Origin of the sequence: Curtobacterium sp. BRB10 (genome assembly GCF_031844325.1) — a bacterium.
GTDB classification, from domain to species: Bacteria; Actinomycetota; Actinomycetes; order Actinomycetales; family Microbacteriaceae; genus Curtobacterium; species Curtobacterium poinsettiae_A.
On record NZ_JAUZVA010000004.1, the window covers coordinates 369,955 to 394,834 of the forward strand.

Sequence of the window (24,880 nt, forward strand, 5' to 3'; positions counted from 1 at the left end):
GTCCGCAGCCCCTTCTCCACCGCAACGAAACCGACAGGACCATGACCGACCTCACCGACACCCCGCCCCTCGTCCTGCTGCCGGCCGTCGACGTCGTCGACGGACAGGCCGTGCGACTCACCCAGGGCGAGGCGGGGAGCGAGACCGGCTACGGCGACCCCGTCGCCGCTGCCCGGACCTGGCGTGACCAGGGTGCCGAGTGGATCCACCTCGTCGACCTGGACGCAGCCTTCGGCCGTGGCGACAACCGCCGGGTCATCGCGCACGCCGTCCGCGAGGTCGAGGGCGTCTCCGTCGAGCTGTCCGGCGGCATCCGCGACGATGCCTCGCTCGAAGCGGCACTGGCGACCGGGGCGGCGCGCGTGAACCTCGGCACCGCGGCGCTCGAGAACCCCGACTGGGCAGCGCGGGTGATCGGTGAGTACGGCGAGCAGATCGCCGTCGGGCTGGACGTCCGCGGGACGACGCTGTCGAGCCGCGGCTGGACCGAGGACGCCGGTGACCTGTGGGAGGTGCTCGACCGGCTGGAAGCCGCCGGGTGCGCCCGCTACGTGGTGACCGACGTCACGAAGGACGGCACGCTGCAGGGGCCGAACGTCGAGCTGCTCCGCCAGGTGTGCGACCGGACCGACCAGCCCGTGGTGGCCTCGGGCGGGATCTCGACGCTCGACGACCTCCGTGCGCTCCGCGAACTCGTGCCGTACGGGCTCGAGGGCGCGATCATCGGCAAGGCGCTGTACTCCGGGGCGTTCACGCTGCCGGCCGCACTCGACATCGCCTCGGAGTAACGCCGTGGCGGGCATCTCGAACGGCCGCGGCACCGGGCCGGACGCCGACGACGCGCACACCCCCGGTGGGGCGGCGGACTCGGCGGGCTTCTCGTGGGCAGGTCGCACGTTCGACCACCACGACACCGCGTTCGCCGATGACGACGGACTCGCCGATCCCGCGGTGGTCGCAGCGATCGGCTCGCTCGCCGGCGGTGCGTCCCAGGCGACGATCGTCGAGTCCCTCCGCACCGCGCGCCTGCTCATCCCGCTCATCGCCGAGGCCGGTGACGTGGGGGAGACCGACGAGGGCAAGCTCGTCGACAAGACCCAGGAACTCTCGATCGTGACGGTCGCTGGTCCGGACGGTCGCAGCGTGATGCCGGCGTTCACCTCGGTCGACGCCATGCACGCGTGGGACCCGGATGCGCGCCCGGTGCCGGTGGAGTCCCGCCGTGTGGCGATGGCTGCGGCGAGCGAGGACACCCAGCTCGTCGTGCTCGACCCGAAGTCGCCCACCGAGTTCGTGCTGCGTCGTCCGGCGGTGTGGGCGCTCGGGCAGGACCTGCCGTGGACCCCGTGCTTCGAGGACCCCGAGGTGGCCCGCGCCTTCGCCGCCTCGGTCGAGGGGGAGCCCAGCGTCGCCCGCGTCGAACTCGCTCCGGGCGACCCGGTCGGCCGGTTCGCCGGGCCGGAGCTGACGGTGGGCCTGGCGTTGCACCCGGGGCTCGACCGCGAGCAGGTCGGCGAGCTCGTCGGCCGGCTGCAGCAGCGGTGGTCGACCGACCCCGTGATCGCCGAGCGGGTCGACAGCATGCGCGTCGCCCTGCGCGCTGCCTGACGAGCAGCAGCAACGCCGCAGCAGCGGCAGCGGCCAGACCGTCACCCAGCAGCGCGCCCGCGCGGCGGTGCGACCCGGTTTAGCCCGAGGTCGCCGGTACGATGACGGGGTGAGCCCGAACCCGACGACCAACCCCACCGGCGCGACCACCCACGGTCCGACGGGGCGTCCCGTCCGGGACTTCCCCGTGCCCGAGGAGCTCGACAGCACCGGACCCGCCCGCATCATCGCGCTCTGCAACCAGAAGGGCGGCGTCGGCAAGACCACGACCGCCATCAACCTGGGCGCGGCGCTCGCGGAGTACGGCCGCAAGGTCCTCGCCGTCGACTTCGATCCGCAGGGTGCGCTGTCCGCGGGCCTCGGTGTCCGGACGCACGACATCCACACCGTGTACGACCTGCTGATGGGTGCCGTGAAGGACCCGAACCAGGTCATCCAGCCGACGAACACCCCCGGCCTCGACGTCATCCCGGCGAACATCGACCTGTCCGCGGCCGAGGTGCACCTGGTCAACGAGGTCGCCCGTGAGCAGATCCTGGCGAGCGTGCTGCGCAAGGTCGCGAACGACTACGACGTGATCCTGGTCGACTGCCAGCCGTCGCTCGGCCTGCTGACCGTGAACGCCCTGACTGCGGCGCACGGCGTCCTCATCCCGCTTGAGTGCGAGTTCTTCGCGCTGCGCGGTGTCGCCCTGCTCATCGAGACGATCGACAAGGTGCGCGACCGCCTCAACCCGGCGCTCAAGCTCGACGGCATCCTGGCGACCATGTACGACTCGCGCACGCTGCACTCCCGCGAGGTCATGGAGCGGGTCGTCGACACCTTCGACGACCGCGTGCTCGACACCGTCATCGGCCGCACCGTGAAGTTCCCGGACGCCACGGTGTCCGCTCGCCCGATCACGCAGACCGCGCCGGACCACCCTGCCGCCCACGCCTACCGGCAGCTCGCACGAGAGCTCGTCCAGCGTGGCGCCGTCGCCTGACGCGGGGTTCCGGGTCCGGCTCGCCAACTTCGACGGACCGTTCGACCTCCTGCTGTCGCTCATCACGAAGCACGAGCTCGACATCACCGAGGTGTCGCTCGGTGCCGTGACGGGGGAGTTCATCCAGTACGTCCGGCAGGCCGAGTCCGCCGACGAACTCGACGAGGCCAGCGAGTTCCTGGTCGTCGCGGCGACCCTGCTCGACCTGAAGATCGTCGGGCTGCTGCCCCAGGGTGAGCTCGTGGACGCCGAGGACGTGGCCCTGCTCGAGGCCCGGGACCTGCTGTTCGCCCGACTGCTGCAGTACCGGGCGTTCAAGCAGGCCGCCGACTGGTTCGGGGAGCGCTGGGGCGTCGAGTCGCGCCGGCACAGCCGCAGCGTCCGGCTCGAGGAGCGGTTCCGCGCGCGGACGCCGGAGCTCGTCTGGACCCTGTCGGTGCAGGACTTCGCCGCACTGGCCGCGCTGGCCTTCGCCCCACGGGAGATCCCGACCGTCGGCCTCGACCACCTGCACGCCCCGCTCATCAGCATCCGGGAGCAGGCCGCGATCGTCGTCTCGATCCTCCGCACCCGCAACGGTGCAGGGGTCTCGTTCCGCGAACTGGTCGCGGGCGTCGACCAGACGGGTATCGTGGTGGCTCGCTTCCTCGCGATCCTCGAGCTGTACCGGAACGCGTCGATCTCGTTCGAGCAGCTCGAGCCGCTCGGGGAGCTGACACTGCGGTGGACCGCCGAGGACTGGTCCGACGAGAGCCTCGCGAACCTGGGAGCCGACTATGACGGATGACGCGCACGACACGTCCAGCGCCGAACCCGGCGGCGCCGACGAGATGGCCGACGCCCGTGCCATCGAACGCGAGATCCACGAACGCGCCGCGTCCGCGGCCCACCCCTCCATCCCCATCGACCGTCAGCTCGAGGCGATCTTGATGATCGCCGACCAGCCGCAGTCACTCGTCGCCCTCGGCGCTGCCGTCGGGTCACCCGTCCCCGCCGTCCGCCAGGCGATCGAACGCCTGGTCGCGGACTTCGACGGCGTCGAGGGCACGATCCGCCGCGGCTTCGAACTGCGTGAGGTCGGTGGCGGCTGGCGCTTCTACGTCCGCGCCGACCTGGACCCCGTGGTCGAGCAGTTCGTCGAGGCCGAGCGCCCCTCGCGGCTGTCGCAGGCCGCGCTCGAGACCCTGGCGGTCGTCGCCTACAAGCAGCCGATCACCCGCTCGCAGATCGCTGCGATCCGCGCCGTCAACGTCGACGGCGTCGTCCGGACCCTGGTGGCACGCGGCCTCATCGAGGAGTCGTTCACCGACGCCGAGACCGGCGCCATCAACTACGTCACGTCCGACCTGCTCCTGCAGCAGCTCGGCATCAACTCGCTCGACGAGCTGCCGCTCATCTCGCCCCTCCTGGACGACGGTGCGGACGGCTTCGAGCAGAACGAAGGGATCCCCGATGGCAGGGTTTGACGACCGGGGGCGCGGCGCGCCCCGAGACCGAGACGACCGCAACGGACGCTCGGGAGGCCCGGATCGCTCCGGCCGCCCGGCCGGCGGACGCGGCGGGGCCGGTTCCAGTGCCGGTGGCCGCTCCGGCGGGTACGGTCGCGACGACCGCGGGGGCGCACGCCCGCCGCGTGACGACGACCGTCGTGGCGGGTACCCGTCGCGCGGCGACCGCGGCGGCGACCGTGGTGGGTACCGCGGGGCTTCGGCTCCGCGTGACGACCGTGGTGGCTACCGAGGCCGGGACGACCGTGCCGGTGGTGGCGACCGTGGTGGGTACCGTGGGAGCTCCGCTCCCCGTGACGACCGTGGTGGGTACCGTGGGAGCTCCGCTCCCCGTGACGACCGTGGTGGGTACCGCGGCCGCGACGACCGTGGTGGATCCGCTCCGCGCGACGACCGTGGTGGGTACCGCGGCCGGGACGACCGTGCCGGTGGTGGCGACCGCGGCGGCTACCGCGGGAGCTCCGCTCCGCGTGACGACCGCGGCGGGTACCGGGGGAGCTCCGCTCCGCGTGACGACCGCGGCGGGTACCGGGGGAGCTCGGCTCCGCGTGATGACCGTGGTGGGTACCGGGGTCGTGACGACCGCGGGAGCTCCGCACCGCGCGACGACCGCGGTGGGTACCGGGGCCGTGACGACCGTGGTGCTTCGGCTCCGCGCGATGACCGATCCGGTGGCGGCGACCGTGGTGGCTACCGAGGCAACTCCGCTCCGCGCGACGACCGCGGTGGGTACCGGGGCCGTGACGACCGTGGTGCTTCGGCTCCGCGCGATGACCGTGGTGGCTACCGGGGTCGCGACGACCGCGGCGGCTCCGCTCCCCGCGGCGACCGGCGCGACGACCGCGGCCGTGACGACCGCCGCAGCCCCGACGGCCAGCAGAGCCGCGTCTGGCACAACGGCCGCCGCTACGTCGGCGGCACCACGAGCGTCCGCAACAGCGACCGCACCACGCCGAAGCCGAGCGGGCAGCGCGACGACCGGGGCAACCCGGCCGAGGGCACGCCCGAACGGCCGATCATCGAGGACTGGGACGCGGCGGACGGAACGGCGCCTGCCGGGGCCGAGCCGGGCCTCCAGGCAGAGGGCGAGCGCCTGCAGAAGGTGATCGCCGCTGCCGGCGTGGCATCCCGCCGGGTCGCGGAGAACCTGATCGTCGAGGGCCGTGTGACGGTCAACGGCGAGGTCGTGGACGCCCTCGGGCGTCGCGTCGACCCCGAGAAGGACGCGATCAGCGTCGACGGCGTGCCCGTGCAGATCGACTCGTCGCGGCGCTACATCGTGCTGAACAAGCCGACCGGCGTCGTCTCGAGCCTGCAGGACGAGCGTGGTCGCCGCGACCTGACCGAGTTCGTGGACCGCTACGAGGAGCGCCTGTTCAACGTCGGCCGTCTCGACGCCGAGACCTCCGGGCTGCTCGTCCTGACGAACGACGGCGACCTGGCACACGTGCTGGCGCACCCGTCGTTCGGCGTGCAGAAGACCTACATCGCGAAGGTCCACGGCAACGTGAACCCCGCCGTGGTGCAGCGCCTGACCGAGGGCGTCGAGCTCGAGGACGGCCCGATCAAGGCCGACAAGGTGCGGTTGCTCGAGTCCTCGCGGGGTGAGTCGCTCGTCGAGATCACGCTGCACTCCGGCCGCAACCGCATCGTCCGTCGCATGCTCGAGGCGGTCGACCACCCGGTCCTCGAACTCGTCCGCCGGTCGTTCGGACCGCTGCACCTGGGCAGCCTGCCGCCGGGCAAGATGCGCGAGCTCGGCACGGTCGAGGTCGGCAAGCTGCTCAGCACCGTCCGTGACGCGAAGCCGTCCGCTCGTGACGACCGTGACGTCGCGTTCGACCAGGACGACGACGAGTACGAGGACGAGTCGGCGGACTGACCGAACCCGAGGCTCGGGCATCGACCGATGCCCGAGCCTCGATCGGTAGGCTTGCCCGGTGACCGACCTGACCCCGACCGACATCGACCGCCGTCTGCGCGGCCCGGTCCGGGTCGTCGGTGCCGGCCTGCTCGGCGCCTCGATCGGCCTGGCCCTGCGCGAGAAGGGTGTGGACGTCGTCCTCGACGACGTCTCGCCAGCCACGCTGGCGCTCGCCGTGGACTACGGCGCCGGGCGTCGACCGGCTGTCGGCGACCAGCCGGAGCTCGTCGTCGTCGCGGTGCCGCCGGACGTCGTCGCGACGGTGGTCGAACGTGAGCTCGCCGCCCACCCCGACGCCGTGGTGACCGACGTCGCCAGCGTGAAGTCCGGGCCGCTCGCCGCCCTGGTGGCGGCCGGGGCCGACGTCTCCCGCTACATCGGGTCGCACCCGATGGCCGGACGCGAGCGCAGCGGTCCGACCGCCGCACGCGCCGACCTGTTCGTCGGTCGCCCCTGGGTGATCGCCGACCACGACGGCATCACGTACCAGCGTGCCGCGGTGGTCGAGGACCTCGCGCTCGACGTCGGCGCGACCGTCGTGCCGATGGACCCCGAGTCGCACGACCTCGCCGTGGCCTACGTCTCGCACGCGCCGCAGCTCGTGTCGACCCTCATGGCCTCGCGCCTGCGGGACGCACCCGACGGGTCGCTCGGCCTGGCCGGTGGCGGCGTGCGCGACGTCACCCGGATCGCGGCGAGCGACCCCGGGCTCTGGGTGCAGATCATCGGGGCGAACGCCGGGCACATCCGGCCGGTGCTCACCGACCTGCGCGACGACCTGTCCCGCGTGATCGACGCGCTCGGCGACCCGGACGGTGCCGGGTCGCCGCGCACCATCGCCGAGACCATCGCCGACGGCAACCGCGGGGTCGAACGGCTCCCCGGCAAGCACGGCACCACCAAGCGCTTCGCCCAGGTGGTCGTCCTGGTCGACGACACCCCCGGGCAGATCGCCGCGCTCCTGACGTTCATCGGGGAGATCGGCATCAACCTCGAGGACATGCGCCTCGAGCACTCACCGGGCGCACAGATCGGCATCGTCGAGGTGTCGGTGCTGCCCGAGCAGGAACAGCGACTCGTCGAGGAACTCGAGGGGCGCGGATGGAGGATCGCAGCAGCATGGGCCTGAACGACGACACGAACGACTCCGGCGTGACGAGTGGACGCGCTCCGGCCGGTGGAACCGACGGGCCCGACTCGGGCCTGCCCGCGCCTGGTACCGGCGGCGCCGGCGGCCCGCTCGGTGGCCCGGGTGACGGCTCCGGCGGCGACGGCGGTCCGCTCGGCGGTCCGGCCGGCGGCCTCGGTGAGCCCGGCGGGGAGCCCGGTTCGACCAGCGCCCCGATGCCGTCCGGCCTGGCCGACGGCGCCTACGTCGCGAAGATCGTCATCGCGGTCGACGGCCCCGCGGGCAGCGGCAAGTCGAGCGTCTCCCGCGCGGCCGCCCGCGCCCTGGGCTACGGCTACCAGGACACCGGCGCCGCCTACCGCGCACTCGCGTGGCACGCGTTGCAGCAGCGGGTCGACCTCGACGACGCCGCGGCGATCCTGGCGAGCTGGGACACCTTCGACTACGCCATCGGCACCGACCCCGACGACTACTACGTCAAGGTGGGGGAGACCGACGTGACCGAGGCGATCCGCACGCCCGACGTCACCGGCGCGGTCGCCCACATCGCGAAGCTCCCGGACGTCCGGAAGCGCCTGGTCCAGCTGTTCCGGAACGTCATGCGGAAGACCGACGCCCCGGGCATCATCACCGAGGGCCGGGACATCACCACGGTCGTCGCACCCGATGCCGAGGTCCGGATCCTGCTGACGGCCGACGAGTCCGTTAGAATGGCCCGACGCTCGGCAGAGGTCACGACCCAGTCGGCCGCCGAGACCTCCGCAGCACTCGCTCGTCGCGACGCGGCGGACGCGAAGGTCGTCGACTTCATGAACGCCGCCGACGGCGTCACGACGCTCGATTCCACCGACCTCGACTTCGACCAGACCGTGCAGGCGGTCGTCGACCTGGCCCGCGCGGCCACGCACTGACGCACGACCGGACGGCCTCGGCCGCCTGGTCACCCCACGGCCGGACCCCCGGCCCCGGCCGGCAACGGCCACCGACACCGCGGCCCCGGCCGCTCGCGAGGAACCCAAGATGGCTCAGCTGGACAACCCGGACAACGACGACTTCCCCCGGTACGACGACGCCCTCGGCGAGCGGCTCGCCGGACTCGACGAGGCCGAGGCCGAGCAGCGCGCGACCGCGCTCCGCGCCGGACTCGAGGAGTACGACCTCGAGGACGAAGACCTCGCCCTGCTCGAGGCCGGTCAGGTCGGCGAGGACGGCGTCCACTACCTGCCCGCCTACCCGGTGCTCGCGATCGTCGGCCGCCCGAACGTCGGCAAGTCCGCGCTCGTGAACCGCATCCTCGGTCGTCGTGAGGCCGTCGTGCAGGACGTCCCCGGCGTCACCCGCGACCGTGTCAGCTACAAGGCGGACTGGAACGACAAGCGCTTCACGCTCGTCGACACCGGCGGCTGGGAGCCCGGCGCCGAGGGCATCAACGCCTCCGTCGCCGCGCAGGCCGAGGTCGCCATCGACCTCGCCGACGCCGTGCTGTTCGTCGTGGACGTCACGGTCGGGATCACCGCCACCGACGAGCACGTCGTCAAGATGCTCCGCGGCACCGACCGCCCCGTCATCGTCGTCGCGAACAAGGCCGACGACGAGCGCCGTGAACTCGACGCCTACGAACTCTGGAACCTGGGGCTCGGCGAGCCGCACCCGGTGTCGGCCCTGCACGGCCGTGGCGTCGCGGACCTGCTCGACCTGATCATCAAGACGCTGCCCGACACCTCGGCCGTCGCCAAGCAGGAGGTCGGCGGCCCCCGCCGCGTGGCCATCCTCGGCCGCCCGAACGTCGGCAAGAGCTCACTGCTCAACAAGGCCGCCGGTGAAGAGCGGGTCGTCGTGAACGACATCGCCGGCACCACCCGCGACCCGGTGGACGAGCAGATCGAGCTCGGCGGCAAGGTGTGGCGCTTCGTCGACACCGCCGGCATCCGGAAGCGCGTGCACATGCAGCAGGGCGCCGACTTCTACGCCTCGCTCCGCACCACCGCCGCGCTCGAGAAGGCCGAGGTCGCCGTCGTCGTCCTCGACGTCACCGAGCCGGTGTCCGTGCAGGACCTCCGCATCATCGACCTCGTCCTCGAGTCGGGCCGTGCCCTCGTGCTGGCCTACAACAAGTGGGACCTGCTCGACGACGAGCGACGCCGGTACCTGGAGCGCGAGATCGAGCAGGACCTGGCGCACGTCGCCTGGGCCCCGCGCGTGAACATCTCGGCCCGCACCGGCCGTCACCTCGAGAAGCTCGTGCCGGCGCTCGAGACCGCCCTCGAGTCGTGGGACACCCGCATCCCGACCGGCAAGGTCAATGCCTTCATCGCCGAGCTCGTGCAGGAACACCCCCACCCCGTGCGCGGCGGCAAGCAGCCCCGCATCCTGTTCGGGACCCAGGCGTCGAGCCAGCCGCCGACCTTCGTGCTCTTCACGTCGGCGTTCCTCGACCCGCAGTACCGACGCTTCATCACGCGTCGTCTCCGCGAGGTCTGGGGCTTCTCCGGCACGCCGATCAACGTCAACATGCGGGTGCGCGAGCGCCGGAAGCGCTGAGCCCACCCCCGTCACGCAGAACGCGCCCCGATCCGTCGGGGCGCGTTCTGCGTCCGGGGGCCCGGTCATCGCTGGTCGGCGTTCGGCCTGGAGGCCCGCGGGCGGTCCGGCGCGCCGGTGCGGCATCATGGGGACGTGCGTACCGGGCCGTGGGCAGCGGACCGACGTCGGTCCGCCCTGGTGGGCGTCGTCGTCGGTGTGGTCGTCGTGGGCTCGGTGTCCCTGTGGACGATCGCGCACGCACCGGACGACGGCGACTCGGTCACCCGTGCCGACCCCGTGCCCTCCGAGCCGGCGCAGTCGCCCGACGTCCGACTGCCGCCGTCCAACGGCCTCGAGGAACCGATCGAGCCCCAACCCGTCCGTCCGGTCGACGGTTCGCCCATCGAACCGTGGTGGCGCCGCGTCCCGCCGGTCTCCGGTGACATTGTCGGCATCGGGGCTGCGGCCTCGGGGCACGTGCGGATCGCGGGGAACACGGGCGACGAGACCCTCGCCGTGGAGATCGACCACCTGGAGACCGGCGGGGACGGCCCGGTCGACGTCGTACTGTCCGCGGGGACGGTGCGCGGCGGCGCGAAGCCGGTGTGGACGCCCGCTGGCGAGTCCTACGACCTGTTCCAGGCCGCCGGGGTCGAACAGGGGCTGACCGTCGTGCTCAGCGATCCGTGGTCACTGCCCGACGAGGTCCGCTCCCTGGTCCTGCTCGACGCCGACACCGGCACCGTGCTGGGTGGCGCGGCACTCGTCCCGTCGGACTGAGCCGTCCCCGCCCGGGGCCACGTCCGCTGCCGGCCTCGGGATGGGGCACGATGTACTGGTGACGCAGCAGAACGACGGACTCGGTGTGCTCGCCGACCGCGTGTGGTGCCGCCTGCGGCTCGACCGGTTGGCCGGAGGTCGGCAGTCCGGGTACGTGATCCGCGAGGACATGCTCGAACACCCCGACACCGTCCGCTCGTTCCGGTGGATCCGGTGGCTGCTCGTCGCGGAGACCGTCGTCGGCCTCACCGCCATCGTGGTCGCCGTGCTGCTGACCCGCGCGGGGGACACCCTGTCGTGGGCGGTGTGGTTCCGGTCCACCGTGGTGCTGCTCATCACCCTGACGCTCTACGTGTTCGCCTGGCGGGCACAGCTCGGGTACTACTGGGCGTACCAGCGGCTGCGGTTGTTCAGCCGGATCTTCCCGATCGTGACGCTGATCGTCGCGGCGATCCCCGGGCTCTACCCGTTCTGGATGGTCATCGAGCAGATCCTGTTCTCGGTGCTCATGGTCGGCATCGGCGACGTGCTGACCAGCGACCACATGCGGACCACGTTCCCGAAGCCCGCGCGGCGGTAGCGCTCGCGCGGTCGGCCCGGATCTGTGACAAACCACGCGTCGATCGACACGTGGACTGTCGCAGGAGTGGTGCGAGGTCGATGCGACCCGGCCTACGCGACCGTGGCCAGGGCGAACGGCAGCACGGCGGACGCGCCGGCCCGCCGGAGTTCCCGCCCCGCCACGGTCATCGTCCACCGGCTGTCCACCAGGTCGTCCACGAGCAGCACCGGGCCCTCGTGCGCCTGCAGGGCGGCGGCGAGCGACGGATCGACCACGAAGGTGTCCCACACGCCGGACAACCGGTACGCGCTGTTCGTCGCACCGTCGCCACGAGGGGCCCCGCCGGCGCGGCCGAGCGTGCCGAGGAACTGCAGCCGCCCGATCGTGGACAGCGCCTGGGCGAGGGAGCCCACGAGCTCGGGCCGTGACCGCGACGACATCGCCACGATGCCGGTCGGCCGGGTCTCCCACGGCCAGTCCTTGAGCGCCCGGACGCAACCGTCGACGAGTTCGCGCGAGATCGGGGCATCGGGGATGGACGGCGAGAACAGCGCACGCAGGGGGCCGCCCCAGCCGAGGTCGGTCAGACGCGCCACCGCACGACCGGGTTGCACGAGCTCGTCCGGGCCGATCTTGCCCCGCACCGAGACCCCGAGCGACGACATCCCCGAGGGCCACTGGGCACGCGGGGCGATCTCGACGCCGACCTTGTCGAGCGCGGCCGCGGCTCCGGACGAGTCGGTGTCGGACACGGCGGTCGGGAACCAGGCACCGGCGCAGTTGTCGCACCGGCCGCAGGGCTCTGCCGAGGGGTCGTCGAGGTCCTGCTGCAGCAGCTGCATGCGGCAGGCCGAGGTCGACTCGTAGTCGAGCATCGATGCGGCCTCGGCAGCGCGGGCCGCGGCGACCCGCTCGTACCGGGGCGCGTCGTACTCCCACGGCTGCCCGGTCGACACCCAGCCACCGGTGACGCGTCGGACGGCGCCGTCGACGTCGAGCACCTTGAGCAGGAGTTCGAGGGTGGAACGCTTGATGTCGACCAGGCCCTCGAGCGCCACGGTCGACATCGCGGTGTCGGTGGACAGGGCGCCGAGCACGGCGGCGGCGCGGGCCTCGGTCGGCATCGAGGCGCTGGCGAAGTACTGCCAGATCTCGCGGTCCTCCCGCCCGGGCAGGAGCAGGACGTCGGCGTTGTCGGTCGCACGACCGGCACGACCGATCTGCTGGTAGTAGGCGACGGGCGACGATGGAGCCCCGACGTGCACGACGAACCCGAGGTCGGGCTTGTCGAACCCCATGCCGAGCGCACTCGTGGCGACCAGGGCCTTCAGCTCGTTGCCCTTGAGCTGCTGTTCGAGCTGTTCGCGCTCGCCGGTGTCGGTGCGCCCCGTGTAGGCACGGACGGCGTACCCGTTGTCGCGCAGCAGCCGGGCGATGTCCTCGGCCGCCGAGACGGTGAGCGTGTAGATGATGCCGCTGCCGGGCAGGTCGCCGAGGTGCGCGAGGAGCCACCCGAGCCGCTGCCGGGCATCGGGCAGGGTCAGCACGCCGAGGCGCAGGGACTTGCGGGCCAGGGACCCGCGGATCGTGAACACCGGGTCGGCCGGGCCGGCGGTGAGCTGTTCGGCGACGTCCTCGACCACGCGCTCGTTCGCCGTCGCGGTGGTGGCCAGGACGGGGACGCCGTGAGGAAGTGACCGGATGAGCTCGGCCAGTCGGCGGTAGTCCGGCCGGAAGTCGTGGCCCCAGTCCGAGATGCAGTGCGCTTCGTCGACCACGAGCATCCCCATCCGGGCGATCAGGGTCGGCATCTGCTCGTCGCGGAACTTCGGGTTGTTCAGCCGCTCGGGGGAGACGAGGAGCACGTCGACCTCGTCACGGGCGAGTGCCGCCTGGGTCTCGCCCCACTCGTGGGCGTTCGCGGAGTTGATCGACACCGCGCGGACCCCGGCCCGCGCGGCGGCGGCGACCTGGTCGCGCATCAGGGCGAGCAGCGGCGACACCAGCACCGTCGGGCCGCCCCCGCGTCGGCGCAGCAGCAGCGTCGCCAGGAAGTACACCGCCGACTTGCCCCACCCGGTGCGCTGCACGACCAGGGCGCGCTGCCGGTGCTCGACCAGCGCGGAGATCGCCTCGAGCTGGCCGGGGTGGAACACCGCGTCGGGGCGCCCCGTGAGCGCAGCGAGCGCCTGCTGTGCCTCGGCGGCGATGTCCGCAGATGGCGAGACGACAGACGGAGCGGCGGTGGGGGTGTCCATGCCCCCATGCTGTCAGCACCGACCGACGAAACGCAGGTCGCGCCTCCAGTCTGTGGACTACTGGTACGTGACCAACGACGGCGTCGGCGTCACGTCCTGCATTGTCTGCGACGGCGTCAGCATGGGCGTGTCCTCGTCGTAGAAGTTCTTCCAGCCCCAGTGCAGCCCCTCCGGCGCGCCCTGGTGCAGTGCCTTCCAGGTCGCCTGCTTGTCCGGCTGCGACCCCTGCCCGTCGACGTGCACGAGCATGTCGAGTTCCGGGTGGGTCTCGAGCGCGCCACGGTCCTGGATCATCGACAGCCGGAACTGGTGCAGTACCAGGGCCTTCGGCGGCAGCCCTTCCTCGCGCACGAGCGAGGCCAGCCACGAGGACACCTCGTTCACCTCGGACGCCGACACGCTGCCGATCTGCTCGAGGGGCACCTGGTCCTTCGTCAGCCGCCACTCCGGGTCGAGCGCCAGCCAGACGCCGGGCTTCTTCAGCAGTGACTCGTACTGCTTAGCCTGCGACAGGAAGTCCGACCGCCCCGGCTGCAGGTCGATGATCACCGGCATGTCCGCCTCGTGCGCGGCCTCGACGTAGGGCTCGAGCGTCGACACCGGCAACTCGGTCGAGTAGTCGCCGTCGGCGCCGGCGTCCCCGGCGGCGACGGTCGCGATGACCTCCATCGCGGGCGTCACGAGCTCGTCGGACTCGGCCCGGTACGGCTTCGCGACCTGCTCGGCCCGCTGCACGGTCTCCTTCGGCCCCTGCTCGCCGAGCACACCCAGCGCCGGCGCCCCGGGAGCCCCGTACAGCGCGACGTACCGGTGCCCGTCGAACGGCCGCTGCCCGCCGTTCCGCAGCTGGAACCCGCCCTCGGCAGCTCGGACCGTCCACTCCGGATCCGGCAGGGCGTCGAACGCCGCGCCGACCAGGACGGTCGGGTGCTCCGCCCACTCGTGCAGCGCCGTCACCACGTCGGGTGCGGCAGCCGGATCGGTCACGCCCTCCGGCATGGTGACGACCTTCGCGCCGGCGGCCTTCGCCGTCGCCACGGCAGCAGCGTCCGCACTCGCGTCCGCCACCACCACGGTCGCCTGCCGGGAGGCCCGGGTCGGCTCCGGCGCGTCACCGCCGTCCGGCGCCTGCCGCTGTTCGACGTCCGTGTCGACCGACACGTCGCCCTCGGCCTGGTACCAGTCGGCACCGAGCCGGTCGAGCTCGCGGGCGACGGCAGCGCTCGTGTTCTTTGCGGTCAACAGCACCGGGACGTGGGCGCTCGCCGCAGCCTTCGCTGCATCGCGGATCCCGTCGGTGTCCCCGGCCCGGGCGACGACCGCGCCGGGAGCACTCGCGAACAGGGCCTTGCTGACCCGGATGGACCGAGCTGCCGCCTCCGAGGCGTCGGCCACCGTGACGGTGTCGGCCGAGGCCTTCGCGAGGGTCGGGCGGCTCGTGTCCGATTCGCTCGACGTGCACCCGGCGGCTCCGAGCAGCAGGCCGGAGACCGCGATCGCGACCAGGAAACGAGGGGTGGAACGAGAACGCATCGGGCCACCATACGAGCCAGGCGGAGAGGTCCCTGGGAATCCGACGGGTGTCGTCTCGTAGAAGGGAGGCATGCTCCACCACCCCGACGACCGCCCGCTCATCGGACCCGTCCGGTCGCCCGAGGTGCACTGCATGACGTTCAACGTGCGTCGCCGCGTGCCGCGACAGCCGACCCACCCGGACGCCTGGGAGCGTCGCCGCGACGCCGTGCTCGCGCTCGTCACGTCCGAAGCGCCCACCGTCCTCGCCGTCCAGGAGGCCCTGCCCACGCAGGCGGACGACCTCACCGTCGGCCTGGGGTCGGGTTGGGAGCCCGTCCTGGCCGGACGGGGAGCGCGCGGCGGTGGCGAACAGGTCGGCCTGTTCCTCGACCGCTCCCGCGTCGACGTCGTCGAGCGCCGCACCTGGGCGCTCTCCCGCGCACCCCACCGCCCCGGCTCGCGGTCGTGGGCCACGTCCTTCCCCCGGCACGCCGTCGGAGCCGTCGCCGACGACCGCGCGACCGGCGTCCGGTTCCTGGCGATCGCCACCCACCTCGACGTCGCCTCGCCGTGGGCCCGACTCCGCTCCGCCGAACTGCTCGGCCGGATCGTCCGGCAGCGCGGCCTGCCCGCCGTGGTCATGGCCGACTGGAACAGCCCCGCCGGTTCCGCACCATGGCGAGCCCTGGCGGAGGCGGGGGTCGAGGACAGCTGGGGGCGGGCCTCCAGGCAGGTGGGTGAGCCCTACGGGACGTACCCGCACTACGGGAGTCCGCGCGTCGGTGGCCGGCGGATCGACGGGGTGCTCGTGACCGCTGAGGCGGAGGTGGACCGCGTCGCGGTCGACGTGCGGCGGCCAGGCGGCGTGTGGCCGTCCGACCACGCCGCCGTGCACGCGGTCGTGCGGTGGGCGTCGTGATCGCCACGCTCGGACCGACGTTCCTGCGGCCGCGGTTCCTGGTGGCCGACGTGGTGCGGGCCGTGACGCTCGTGAGCGTCGTCGTGGCGAGCGTCGGGTGGGGCGGAACGGCGTTCCCGGTCATGGCGCTGGCGCTGCTCGGGGTCGTGGTACCGCGGATGCTCGGGCTGCGGCCGGCGTTCGACGTGGCGGTGTGCGTGCTCGTGCTCCTCGCCGGGTGGTCGAGCGTGCTCGAGTGGTACACGACGGTTTTCCTGTGGGACAAGTTCATGCACGTCGTGCTGACGGGGCTGCTCGCGGCGGTGCTCTACGTCATCGGTGCCGACCTGCGTGCTGTGCCGGCGCCGCACGCCGAGCGCCGGGTGGTCGTCGCGGTGCTCGCGCTGTGTGCGGGACTCGCGGTCGGGGCGGTCTGGGAGATGGGGGAGTGGCTCGGGCACAACTTCGTCGACTCGAAGATCTTCGTCGGGTACGACGACACGATCGGGGACCTGGCGGCGGACGGGTCCGGCGGGTTGCTCGTCGGGCTCGGGTTGCCGTGGTTGGGGGCGCGGCGCGAGGTGGTGCAGCCGACTCGCCGTGGCACGGAGGGGGTCTGACGTCCGCTATGCTGGACCGGTCGCTCGCGCTCCGGTCGGACGCGGGCGAGGATCCTCCGGGATCCTGAGTTCTCCGGAACTCGCGGGCTGTGGCGCAGCTTGGTAGCGCACTTGACTGGGGGTCAAGGGGTCGCAGGTTCAAATCCTGTCAGCCCGACCGAAGCGTGTCGGACACCACGACGGATGCCCACCGAGGATATCGGTGGGCTTCTTCGTTCCCGTGGCTGTCGTTGGGTCGTGCGTACAGGGCTGCCTCACTGCGACGTTCAGCGGACCACCTGTGTGCGACACGAGTCATCTGACCGTTGCGGCCCGGTGGAGTCGGACACAGCGTTCCGGGACGGGCCCGGCTAACGGACGCCGGTGGCGGACCTCTAACCGGCTGTCCGGTTCGGCTCGTCGTCATCGACGAGGCGCACCGGGAGTTGGGTCCGGGGTCGCACGAGGACGGTTTCGGCCCTCCGGAGCACGGTTGCTCGCGAGCGTCCACATCGTCAGCCCTCGCGGGTGTCGTGCATTCGGCACACGCAGACCGTGCCGTCGTCGAGCGAACGGTGCTGCACGCCGACCCGTCCGTCCTCGAAGCGGCCGGTGACGCGCGAGAAGCGTTCGAGGAGGTCAGCGTCATCCAGGACACGGCCGCGTTCGCAGCGTTCGAGCGAGATGTGCTGCCCGGTCTTCGCGGCTCCGACGTCGCGGTGATGGACCGCATCGCCGCCGACCACGCACTGGAGGCAGTCCCGGAGGAACGCCACCCGAGCCGTTCACCGCGCCGGCGCTGCACCTCTTCGGTCGGCAGGACGACGTCCTCGGGTACGACGACGGGGTCGCACTCCGGGACCACTACCCAAGAGGAACCTTCGTCGTCCTGGACGCCGCCGGACACAACCTGCACCTCGAGCAACCCGAAGTCACCGCCGCGTTGGTCCGCGATCGGTTCGCACGCATCGACCGGTAGCCCATCACCTATCGGACGCCGCCACTCCGTCACTTCTCGTCAAGCCCGTTGGATGGCGTCGAAGGTGAGCATGCGAGCTCGATCTCGGGTCGAGTAGACCCGCTTGTCCGTTCCACTGGTGGGCACGATCGTCTTCGTTCTCACCCTCCCTGGGCGAGGCCGGTGATCAAGTTGATGGCGACTGCGACGACGAAGGTTCCGAAGAAGTAGGACAGCAGCGCGTGGCCCAGGGCGACCCTGCGGGACGGAGTGGATGACTGGGTGATGTTGCCCGCGTTGTAGGCCATCCCGATCGAGAAGGCCGTGTAGGCGAAGTCACTGTAGGACGGGTCCTCGTCCTGGTCGAAGTCGAAACGGTGGCGGTCGTCGATGTAGTACATGCGCGCGTACTTGAAGGCGTACACGGTGTTCATGACCGCCCATGCCGCCACGACGCCGACGACCGCCAGGATCGCGGCCGCGGACCCGACGGGGTCCTTCTGCTGGCTGCGGATGAGCGCGAAGATCACGAGGACGAGGCTGAGGAACGTGGCGGCGATGACGAGCACGTCGACCAGCTTCCGCGATCGCTCCTCGTGGCGGGCGAGGGATCTGGTCCGTTCGGGATCGGCCGGCCAGGCCTCGGACCACGCCCAGAAGAGGAACACTCCTGATGCGATGGCCCAGCCCAACAGCGGTGAGAGATCGGGGACGCCGAGGAGCGCGGCGATCGCCGCGACCGCTCCGCCGATGATCACGGCAACGCCTGCCTTCATGGAAAGGTGGGACATGACTCTTCCTTCCGAAATGGTGGTCCTTCGTTCTGTCGCGCATGCGCTTCGATGCCAACGCGCGGCCCTCACCTGGGCCGGGCTTGCGAGAGGGGGAGGTAGAGACCGGCGCGCTCGGCGCGCACGGCGGCGAGCGTGCGCGACGTGGCGTCCAGCTTGGCCAGGATGTGCTCCAGGTGCGCAGCGACCGTGCGGGGTGCGATCGCCAGCGCCCGGGCGATCTCCAGATTGGAGCATCCGTCGATGACGTGGCCCAGCACCTCGAGTTCCCGCGGCGTCAGGCCTCTCAGGTGCCCCGCGGGTGAGAGCATGACGACCCCGCAGGCCACCGCGATGAGATCTCGCTCGCAGGCCAGCACCGTCGCCCGCATGTAACCGTCCGGCGACTGCCGGCTCCCACGCGGCCACAGGAACGTGGCGTAGCTGTGCCCCTCGTCGATGGCGTCCCTGGCCGCGGTGATGAGTGCGGAATCGGTGGCGAGGAGCGCGTCATCGGACAGGCCCGGAATGCGGGCGACCCCGTACCCGGGAAGCAGCACCACACCGGACCCGGCTCCGCTGACGAAGGCTGCCGATGCTGCCAGCGATCGGACCGGGTCGATAGCCGATGCGAGATTCGGCATGAGTCGAGCGAGTCGTCGGCGAAGCGTCTGCGACGGCGGAGCCGCGCTCCGGAACAGCACTGTCATGAAACCCACGTGCCGACCTCCGTCCTCGAACAGCGCGACGGACAATGCTTCGTGGAACCCCGCGGGGAGGAGGCACTCCGCCCAGGTCTGCAGGTCTGCGGACGAGTAGGGCAGATCGGACAAGCTGGTGGGAGGCCGCGCGCGATCGGCACCGGTCCTTTCGATGTCGCGCGCCATCTCGGGACCGCTCAGATAGCGGACGCTGGACTCGTCGAGGTCCGTGCTCGCGATCGCGCTGTACCCCGTGCCACCCCGCTCTGCCAGCGCCATCCATGCACCGTCGAAGGGGATGTGGTGGTGCAGTTCGTCCAGCAGAGCCTGGGCCCGATCGCGAACGGGACCCGGGCGCGCTGCGATCTCGGTGAACCGCAGTGGAGCAGTGCGTGTCACGGTTCGACCACCTCACGATCATCGGCAGCGGGCATCGAAGGAGTTGTCCGAAACCCGTCTGTCGCCGGTGTAGCACGGTGATGCGGCACACGGGTCCAAACCGCGTTAACGCGTATGGGCATGTCTGCCGATGGTGCTCCCGCTCCGGGGGGCGTGCCATGGGGGTGTCGCGTGGCTGACCGGCTCGCGGCGCACGCCAGGGCACGTTCCGCACGGGAGGAGACGAACATGAAAGCCGTTGTCTACGAGGGGCCGCACAAGGTCACGGTGCAGGACGTCCCGGATGCGCGCATCGAGCACCCCACCGACGTGCTGGTGCGCGTCACCACGACCAACATCTGCGGATCCGACCTCCACATGTACGAGGGGCGCACCAGCTTCGAGACCGGGCGCTGGTTCGGGCACGAGAACATGGGCGAGGTGATCGAGGTCGGCGACGGCGTCGACAAGGTCAAGATCGGGGACCACGTCGTCCTGCCGTTCAACGTGGCGTGCGGGCACTGCAAGAACTGCGAGCGGGGGCTGACCAACTACTGCCTCACCGCGCAACCCGTCCCGGAGTGGGCCGGTGCTGCCTACGGGTTCGCCGACATGGGGCCATGGGCGGGCGGCCAGGCCGAGCTGCTGCGGGTGCCATGGGGCGACTTCAACTGCCTCCGACTGGGAGAGGACGCCGAGGAGAAGTCAGCCGACTACGTGATGCTCGCCGACATCTTCCCGACCGGCTACCACGCCACCGAGATGGCAGGAGTGCAACCGGGAGACCAGACCGTCATCTACGGCGCCGGCCCGGTCGGCCTGATGGCCGCCCTGTCGGCCACCATCCGCGGAGCGAGCAAGGTCATGGTCGTCGATCGGCATCCGGACCGACTCCGGCTGGCGGAATCCATCGGTGCGATCGCGATCGACGACTCGAAGGTGGATCCGGTGCAAGCCGTCCTGGAGCAGACCATGGGTCTCGGCGCCGACAACGGCTGCGAATGCGTCGGCTACCAGGCGCACGACCCCAGCGGGGACGAGCAGCCGAACCTCACGCTCAACCGCCTCGTCCAGTCCGTGCGGTTCACCGGCCGGATCGGCACCGTCGGTGTCTTCGTGCCGCAGGACCCCGGCGGCCCCGGCGAACTCGCGAAGCAGGGGCAGATCGCCTTCGACATGGGACTGCACTGGTTCAAGGGCCAGACCATGGGCACCGGACAGGCACCGGTCAAGAAGTACAACCGCCGGCTCCGGGACCTCATCGCCGCGGGCAAGGCAACGCCGTCGTTCATCGTCAGCCACGAGCTGCCACTCGACCAGGCACCCGAGGCGTACGAGCACTTCGACAGCCGCGACGACGGGTGGACCAAGGTCGTCCTCAAGCCGGGGAAGGCGGGCTGATCATGGCTGGGAGAGCGGCTGCCGCAGTCGGACTCGGCGTCGCAGGTGTCGCGGCGGGCCTCGTCGCACGCTCCCTCGTCAAGAAGGAGCGCGAGTCGGACGGCGACGGCGCACACCCCGAAGGGTGGAAAGCTGTCACCGTCCTCGGCGACGCCTCTGACTTCGCGCGCGATGGATACCCCGAACCGTTGCAGCGTCTGGCGGGATCGCTCGAGATCCGGATCGACCCGGCTCCCGGAGTCGAGGGCTTCGAGGTCCACGCCCGAGTCCGCAAGGGGGTCGACGTCGACGTCGACGGCGACCCGAACGCTGCGTTGCGTGCAGCGCTGCGCGATGCGAAGCAGGTCTTCGAGACCGGCGAGATCCTCCGTGCGACACCGAGACCGCACGGAAAACGCCCGCGCACCCTGCTGGGCGCTGCGGTCGACACGGCAGAAGACGATGCGAAGGGCGAGGGTGTGCTGTGAAGGCCCTGTGCTGGACCGGAGTCAACGAACTCTCTGTGGAGAACGTCGACGATCCGGAGATCCTCAACGCTCAGGACGCCATCATCAAGGTGACGTTGAGCACGACCTGCGGGTCCGACCTCCACCTCCTCGGCGGGTACGTCCCGACCATGCGAGCAGGCGACGTGCTCGGTCACGAGTTCATCGGCGAGGTCGTCGAAGTCGGATCAGCCGTCACCAAGCACAAGGTCGGAGATCGCGTCGTCGTCTGCTCGTTCATCAGCTGCGGGAAGTGCTGGTACTGCCGGAACGAGCTCTACTCGCTCTGCGACAACGGCAACCCGAACGCCGGCATCCCCGAGATGCTCTGGGGTCAGGCACCCGGCGGCTGCTACGGCTACTCCCACGCGTTGGGCGGCTGGGCCGGTAGCCACGCCGAGTACATCCGTGTGCCGTACGCCGACCAGGGCGCCTTTGCCGTTCCCGAGGGGGTCAGCGACGAGCGGGCGCTCTTCGCCTCCGATGCCGCCCCGACCGGATGGATGGGCGCGGACCTCGGCGGTGTCCGGCCGGGCGACGTCGTCGCTGTGTGGGGCGCGGGTGGGGTCGGCCAGATGGCGGCGCGTGCCTCGCTGCTGCTCGGCGCCGAACGGGTGATCGTGATCGACCGCTTCCAAGAGCGGCTGACGCAGGTCGAGCAGGTCATCGGCGCGGAGACCATGAACTACGAGACCAGCGAGGTGACGGCGGAGCTCCGCGAACTCACGGGCGGCCGTGGCCCCGACGTGTGCATCGAGGCGGTCGGGATGGAGGCACACCACGACGGACCCGACTTCGCGTACGACCAGCTGAAGCAGCAGCTGCGACTGCAGACCGACAGACCCACCGCCGTCCGTGAGGCGATCTTCGCCGCGCGCAAGGGCGGGAGCCTCTTCGTCCTCGGAGTGTTCGGGGGCTTCGTCGACAAGTTCCCCCTGGGGGCGGTGATGAACAAGGGCCTCACGATCCGGTCCGCGCAGCAGCACGGACAGCGGTACATCCCGATGCTCCTGGAGCGGATGGCCCGCGGCGAGATCGTCACCGAGCACCTCGCGACGCACGTGATGCCGCTCGACGACGGACCGACGGGGTACGCCATGTTCAAGGAGAAGACCGGTGGGTGTGTGCGGGCGGTCTTCCAGCCTTGACCGACCTCGAACCGCCTTGCTCGTGATCGGTCCCAGTCGATGGGGAGACCGATCCCCTCGCGCAGGCGCACGTCGTCGCTGCGATGACGACGGCCCGCTGACTCGAAGCAGGCTCGAAGCAGGCTCGATCTTGGGTGCTGACCCGAGAAGGGCGGCTCCGACGTCGACGTCGAGACGATCCTGCCGAGGCCGACTTCTGGTCGTCAGTCGATTGCTCAGACGGGAGGGGCGGGGGTACCCGATCCCGTCCCTCCCGTCTGAGCTTGCACCCCGCGCCGTGCGGCGCGGCATGCTCCACCAGACCCGAACCTGGTGGAGGTCTCAGCGCCGGTACAGGGCGTTGCGTGCCAGGACCGCGAAGTCGCGCAGGAGGTCGAGCTCCACGGCGTCCTCCCCGCGTGGGGAAGGGTCGAACACGCAGACCGCCCCGACCCTCGTCCCGTCCAGGTCCTCCAGCGGATGGCCCGCGTAGAAGCGGATCCGTCCCCGCCGCGCGACCTGTGGGCGGTTCCTGTCCCAGGCGTCCTCGATGACCGTCGGCCCTGACGTCAGCACGGTCGAGCGACAGAAGGAGTCCTGCAGCGCTCGGGTCCCACGGGGGACCCACAGACTCGCGGCGGACCACTGCCGTCCGACCGGCAGGAAGGTGATCGCGGCCCCCCTCGTCTGGAAGAGCTCCGTCATGTGCTGCACTATCCGGTCGAGGGCTGCGTCGGCAGGGGCGTCGACGATGTCCAGGCGGCGGATGGCGTCGTACCGGTGCTGGATCGGCTGCGGCGTCGAGCGGATCCACTGTGGGCTCCCGGCGCGGGCCCGTTGCTGTTCGAGCAGCAGATGCGTGACCTCGAGGAACAGCGGTGGGGTGTACGTGACCACGTCGGTGTCCACGCCGAGCACGACCAGGTCTCGTCGCGCCTGCTGCAGTGCGTGCACGAGGGCGCTCTGGTCCTCCTTGCCTGCCAGCGCGAGCACGATCTCCGCGGTCGGCGCCAGCTCTGGTCGGAGCTGGTCGACCAGGACGAGCGCTGCTTCGGCGGCTCCGGCGAGCGCCGTGTTCGTCGTGCGGCTGTGGACGACGCTGCCGGACAGGCAGACCACCGCCACGTCGTAGTTGGCGACGTGGATCCCGCTCCCGGCCGAGAGCAGCGTCCGGCCGGACCAGCTCGACCACGGCACCGCGGTGACGTCGACACCGCGACCGGACCGTGCAGCCAGGCCGTCCGCCAGCCTCCGTGCCGCTCGGTGCAGCGGCTCTCCCGGCGCGAAGACCGCGTCTCCGAACACGAGGATCCGGTCCGAGTCCGCGCCGCTCGCCGACGCGGTGACGATGCGCGGCGCGGACGAACGGTCGGGCAGTCGTGGGGCTTCCAGCATGGTCATCGTCAACCTCCTTGTTCGACGCGGCTGCTCCTGGACTGCTCTGGTTTCCGGGAGCCCGACGGGTGCGCGCCGGCTGGACACGACCGTAGACAGGGCGGAAGAGCACACGCCATCCGTTGCGCGCGGAGTCACCGTCGTTCAGCGCGGGATCGTGTCCGGTGGACATGGACGCGGCCGGTAGAGTCGCGCCATGACCGGGGCAGCGACGGAGGTGTTCGCCTCGCACCGAGTCGCCGCCAGCGCGACCGCGGACGAGGCTGCCGCCGTGCTCAGTGAGGTGTTCCTCCCGGTGGAGATCTCCCCGTCCGAACCCGCCGCGAGTCTGCGCATGCACTTGAACGCCCTCACGGCCGGTCGGATCACCTTCGGCTACATGCGCTTCCGCGAGGCCGTCCGGATACACACCGCGGAGCCCGTCAACTACCACCTCGACATCCCCGTTCAGTCCCAGACGACAATGCGCGCCGCCCGGGGACCGCGGTTCCGCGGGACCGAGCAGACCGCCGGGGTCTTCATGCCGGGTCGATCGGTCGAGCTCGACTGCAGCGACTGGTTCGCGCAGGTCGCCATCATGATCACGCGCAGCGATCTGGAGACCGAGCTGGAGCTCTTGCTGGACGCACCGGCCTCGACGCCGCTCGAGTTCGAGCCCCAGTTCGACCTCACGACCGACGGTGGCCGGGCCGTGTCGCAGGCCGTCCGGCTCGTCGACGAGGGGTCCCGGCGGACGCCTGGCCTCCTCGCGCATCCACTCGCGGTGCGCAGCCTCGAGCAGGTGTTCCTGCACAGCCTGCTGCTCGGGCAGCCGCACAACTACTCGAACGCGCTCGACATGCCCCGGGGAGGATCCGGGGCCCGATCGGTCTCACGCGCTGTCGAGCTCCTTCGCCAGGACCCGGCGCGGTCGTGGACGGTCGGAGAGCTCGCGTCCGCCGTCTCGACGAGCGTCCGCAGCCTCCAGGAGGCCTTCCGACGGGCCCTCGACACCACGCCGATGGCGTACCTGCGCCGGCTCCGGTTGGAGCGAGCCCGTGAGGACCTCATCATCGCCCCCTCGGGCAGCGTCACTGTGTCCGAGGTCGCCGCCCGCTGGGGCTTCCTGCACGTCAGCCGGTTCGCCGGCTCGTACGCGGAACGCTTCGGCGAGCTGCCATCCGCCACGCTGCGGCACACAAAACGTCCTTGAGTCGATCTGGAGCAGACGCGTGGGTCCACTGGCCGACGTCCCCCACAGCTTGAGGGCGATGGTGACGTGGACGACTGCTTTCGCTGTTCTCTCACGTGCGCCCGCAGCACGCACCGACCTGACCTCGCGCTCGCCGCGACCGTACGGCGCACGCGTGATGGGGGATCCGGAGCGCAACCACGGA

General features: G+C 71.2%; 23 protein-coding genes and 1 tRNA gene. 18 read left to right on the forward strand and 6 right to left on the reverse strand.

Annotated elements, in window-relative coordinates; genetic code table 11:
* Positions 1 to 41: 41 nt before the first annotated feature.
* The 11 genes from priA (at position 42) to Q9R26_RS11210 (ending at position 11,037) form a co-directional block, all read left to right on the forward strand.
* The gene (priA, locus tag Q9R26_RS11160) at positions 42 to 788 is read left to right on the forward strand and encodes a bifunctional 1-(5-phosphoribosyl)-5-((5-phosphoribosylamino)methylideneamino)imidazole-4-carboxamide isomerase/phosphoribosylanthranilate isomerase PriA (RefSeq protein WP_017885902.1); all 747 of its coding nucleotides are present in this window, start codon (positions 42 to 44) and stop codon (positions 786 to 788) included.
* 4 nt (positions 789 to 792) lie between these two features.
* Positions 793 to 1,608 carry an SseB family protein gene (locus tag Q9R26_RS11165; RefSeq protein ID WP_311227299.1) on the forward strand — a complete coding sequence of 272 codons (816 nt, stop codon included), beginning with the start codon at positions 793 to 795 and terminating at the stop codon, positions 1,606 to 1,608.
* Positions 1,609 to 1,717: 109 nt separating this feature from the next.
* Positions 1,718 to 2,593: a ParA family protein gene (locus Q9R26_RS11170; RefSeq protein WP_017885900.1), complete on the forward strand. Its 876-nt coding sequence runs from the start codon at positions 1,718 to 1,720 to the stop codon at positions 2,591 to 2,593.
* Positions 2,577 to 3,380 (forward strand): ScpA family protein, encoded by an 804-nt coding sequence (locus Q9R26_RS11175; protein WP_311227300.1) that lies wholly within the window; start codon positions 2,577 to 2,579, stop codon positions 3,378 to 3,380. Before Q9R26_RS11170 ends, Q9R26_RS11175 begins: the two co-directional genes overlap by 17 nt.
* Positions 3,370 to 4,059: an SMC-Scp complex subunit ScpB gene (gene scpB, locus Q9R26_RS11180; protein ID WP_311227301.1), complete on the forward strand. Its 690-nt coding sequence runs from the start codon at positions 3,370 to 3,372 to the stop codon at positions 4,057 to 4,059. The genes Q9R26_RS11175 and scpB overlap by 11 nt, the downstream gene beginning before the upstream one ends.
* A 1,135-nt stretch (positions 4,060 to 5,194) precedes the next feature.
* Positions 5,195 to 5,983 (forward strand): pseudouridine synthase, encoded by a 789-nt coding sequence (locus Q9R26_RS11185; RefSeq protein WP_311227347.1) that lies wholly within the window; start codon positions 5,195 to 5,197, stop codon positions 5,981 to 5,983.
* Positions 5,984 to 6,041: 58 nt separating this feature from the next.
* Positions 6,042 to 7,154 (forward strand): prephenate dehydrogenase, encoded by a 1,113-nt coding sequence (locus tag Q9R26_RS11190; protein ID WP_311227302.1) that lies wholly within the window; start codon positions 6,042 to 6,044, stop codon positions 7,152 to 7,154.
* Positions 7,155 to 7,369: 215 nt separating this feature from the next.
* Complete coding sequence (cmk, locus tag Q9R26_RS11195; RefSeq protein ID WP_051596569.1) at positions 7,370 to 8,065, forward strand: (d)CMP kinase; 696 nt, start codon at positions 7,370 to 7,372, stop codon at positions 8,063 to 8,065.
* A gap of 109 nt (positions 8,066 to 8,174) precedes the next feature.
* A complete protein-coding gene (gene der / locus Q9R26_RS11200) occupies positions 8,175 to 9,695 on the forward strand; it encodes a ribosome biogenesis GTPase Der (RefSeq protein ID WP_071405612.1) in 1,521 nt (506 codons plus the stop codon).
* Positions 9,696 to 9,830: 135 nt separating this feature from the next.
* Positions 9,831 to 10,457, forward strand: coding sequence for a hypothetical protein (locus Q9R26_RS11205; RefSeq protein ID WP_311227303.1), 627 nt, complete (start codon positions 9,831 to 9,833; stop codon positions 10,455 to 10,457).
* A 58-nt stretch (positions 10,458 to 10,515) separates the two neighbouring features.
* Positions 10,516 to 11,037 (forward strand): hypothetical protein, encoded by a 522-nt coding sequence (locus tag Q9R26_RS11210; RefSeq protein WP_182065965.1) that lies wholly within the window; start codon positions 10,516 to 10,518, stop codon positions 11,035 to 11,037.
* Between the two features lie 92 nt (positions 11,038 to 11,129).
* On the opposite strand, the gene Q9R26_RS11215 is transcribed toward Q9R26_RS11210, so the two are convergent.
* A complete protein-coding gene (locus Q9R26_RS11215) occupies positions 11,130 to 13,277 on the reverse strand; it encodes a RecQ family ATP-dependent DNA helicase (protein ID WP_311227304.1) in 2,148 nt (715 codons plus the stop codon).
* A 57-nt stretch (positions 13,278 to 13,334) separates the two neighbouring features.
* Positions 13,335 to 14,810, reverse strand: a complete 1,476-nt coding sequence (locus Q9R26_RS11220) for a hypothetical protein (RefSeq protein WP_311227305.1) — start codon at positions 14,808 to 14,810, stop codon at positions 13,335 to 13,337.
* Positions 14,811 to 14,880: 70 nt separating this feature from the next.
* Here Q9R26_RS11220 and Q9R26_RS11225 point away from each other — a divergent pair, with 70 nt between their 5' ends.
* The 3 genes from Q9R26_RS11225 to Q9R26_RS11235 all read left to right on the forward strand — a co-directional run bounded on the left by Q9R26_RS11225 (position 14,881) and on the right by Q9R26_RS11235 (position 16,467).
* The gene (locus Q9R26_RS11225; RefSeq protein WP_311227306.1) at positions 14,881 to 15,711 is read left to right on the forward strand and encodes an endonuclease/exonuclease/phosphatase family protein; all 831 of its coding nucleotides are present in this window, start codon (positions 14,881 to 14,883) and stop codon (positions 15,709 to 15,711) included.
* Entirely contained in the window at positions 15,708 to 16,310 is a 603-nt protein-coding gene (locus Q9R26_RS11230; RefSeq protein WP_311227307.1) for a hypothetical protein, read from the forward strand. The genes Q9R26_RS11225 and Q9R26_RS11230 overlap by 4 nt, the downstream gene beginning before the upstream one ends.
* Positions 16,311 to 16,393: 83 nt before the next feature.
* Positions 16,394 to 16,467, forward strand: a tRNA-Pro gene (locus Q9R26_RS11235).
* A 337-nt stretch (positions 16,468 to 16,804) separates the two neighbouring features.
* On the opposite strand, the gene Q9R26_RS11240 is transcribed toward Q9R26_RS11235, so the two are convergent.
* From Q9R26_RS11240 to Q9R26_RS11250, 3 genes are all read right to left on the reverse strand, one after another.
* Positions 16,805 to 17,035: a hypothetical protein gene (locus Q9R26_RS11240; RefSeq protein WP_311227308.1), complete on the reverse strand. Its 231-nt coding sequence runs from the start codon at positions 17,033 to 17,035 to the stop codon at positions 16,805 to 16,807.
* Between the two features lie 373 nt (positions 17,036 to 17,408).
* Positions 17,409 to 18,038 (reverse strand): DUF1345 domain-containing protein, encoded by a 630-nt coding sequence (locus Q9R26_RS11245; protein WP_182065971.1) that lies wholly within the window; start codon positions 18,036 to 18,038, stop codon positions 17,409 to 17,411.
* Between the two features lie 68 nt (positions 18,039 to 18,106).
* Entirely contained in the window at positions 18,107 to 19,117 is a 1,011-nt protein-coding gene (locus tag Q9R26_RS11250) for a helix-turn-helix transcriptional regulator (protein WP_311227309.1), read from the reverse strand.
* Positions 19,118 to 19,345: 228 nt separating this feature from the next.
* On the opposite strand from Q9R26_RS11250, the gene Q9R26_RS11255 reads away from it, so the two are divergent.
* The 3 genes from Q9R26_RS11255 to Q9R26_RS11265 are packed head-to-tail and all read left to right on the forward strand — an operon-like array spanning position 19,346 to position 22,130.
* Positions 19,346 to 20,497, forward strand: a complete 1,152-nt coding sequence (locus Q9R26_RS11255; RefSeq protein WP_311227310.1) for a glutathione-independent formaldehyde dehydrogenase — start codon at positions 19,346 to 19,348, stop codon at positions 20,495 to 20,497.
* A gap of 2 nt (positions 20,498 to 20,499) precedes the next feature.
* Positions 20,500 to 20,964: a hypothetical protein gene (locus Q9R26_RS11260; protein WP_182065974.1), complete on the forward strand. Its 465-nt coding sequence runs from the start codon at positions 20,500 to 20,502 to the stop codon at positions 20,962 to 20,964.
* A 35-nt stretch (positions 20,965 to 20,999) separates the two neighbouring features.
* A complete protein-coding gene (locus Q9R26_RS11265; RefSeq protein ID WP_396136825.1) occupies positions 21,000 to 22,130 on the forward strand; it encodes a zinc-dependent alcohol dehydrogenase in 1,131 nt (376 codons plus the stop codon).
* 321 nt (positions 22,131 to 22,451) lie between these two features.
* Here Q9R26_RS11265 and Q9R26_RS11270 read toward each other — a convergent pair whose 3' ends face one another.
* Positions 22,452 to 23,510 (reverse strand): GAF domain-containing protein, encoded by a 1,059-nt coding sequence (locus tag Q9R26_RS11270; RefSeq protein WP_311227312.1) that lies wholly within the window; start codon positions 23,508 to 23,510, stop codon positions 22,452 to 22,454.
* 190 nt (positions 23,511 to 23,700) lie between these two features.
* Between Q9R26_RS11270 and Q9R26_RS11275 the strand changes: the two genes are divergently transcribed.
* Positions 23,701 to 24,696 carry a helix-turn-helix domain-containing protein gene (locus Q9R26_RS11275; RefSeq protein ID WP_311227313.1) on the forward strand — a complete coding sequence of 332 codons (996 nt, stop codon included), beginning with the start codon at positions 23,701 to 23,703 and terminating at the stop codon, positions 24,694 to 24,696.
* Positions 24,697 to 24,880: the final 184 nt, after the last annotated feature.

Coding starts and splice junctions, on each gene's coding strand:
- priA (WP_017885902.1), top strand. CDS start 42: ATGACCGACCTCACCGACACCCCGCCCCTCGTCCTGCTGCCGGCCGTC.
- scpB (WP_311227301.1), top strand. CDS start 3,370: ATGACGGATGACGCGCACGACACGTCCAGCGCCGAACCCGGCGGCGCC.
- cmk (WP_051596569.1), top strand. CDS start 7,370: ATGCCGTCCGGCCTGGCCGACGGCGCCTACGTCGCGAAGATCGTCATC.
- der (WP_071405612.1), top strand. CDS start 8,175: ATGGCTCAGCTGGACAACCCGGACAACGACGACTTCCCCCGGTACGAC.
- Q9R26_RS11215 (WP_311227304.1), bottom strand. CDS start 13,277: ATGGACACCCCCACCGCCGCTCCGTCTGTCGTCTCGCCATCTGCGGAC.
- Q9R26_RS11220 (WP_311227305.1), bottom strand. CDS start 14,810: ATGCGTTCTCGTTCCACCCCTCGTTTCCTGGTCGCGATCGCGGTCTCC.
- Q9R26_RS11225 (WP_311227306.1), top strand. CDS start 14,881: ATGCTCCACCACCCCGACGACCGCCCGCTCATCGGACCCGTCCGGTCG.
- Q9R26_RS11245 (WP_182065971.1), bottom strand. CDS start 18,038: ATGTCCCACCTTTCCATGAAGGCAGGCGTTGCCGTGATCATCGGCGGA.
- Q9R26_RS11255 (WP_311227310.1), top strand. CDS start 19,346: ATGAAAGCCGTTGTCTACGAGGGGCCGCACAAGGTCACGGTGCAGGAC.
- Q9R26_RS11260 (WP_182065974.1), top strand. CDS start 20,500: ATGGCTGGGAGAGCGGCTGCCGCAGTCGGACTCGGCGTCGCAGGTGTC.
- Q9R26_RS11270 (WP_311227312.1), bottom strand. CDS start 23,510: ATGACCATGCTGGAAGCCCCACGACTGCCCGACCGTTCGTCCGCGCCG.
- Q9R26_RS11275 (WP_311227313.1), top strand. CDS start 23,701: ATGACCGGGGCAGCGACGGAGGTGTTCGCCTCGCACCGAGTCGCCGCC.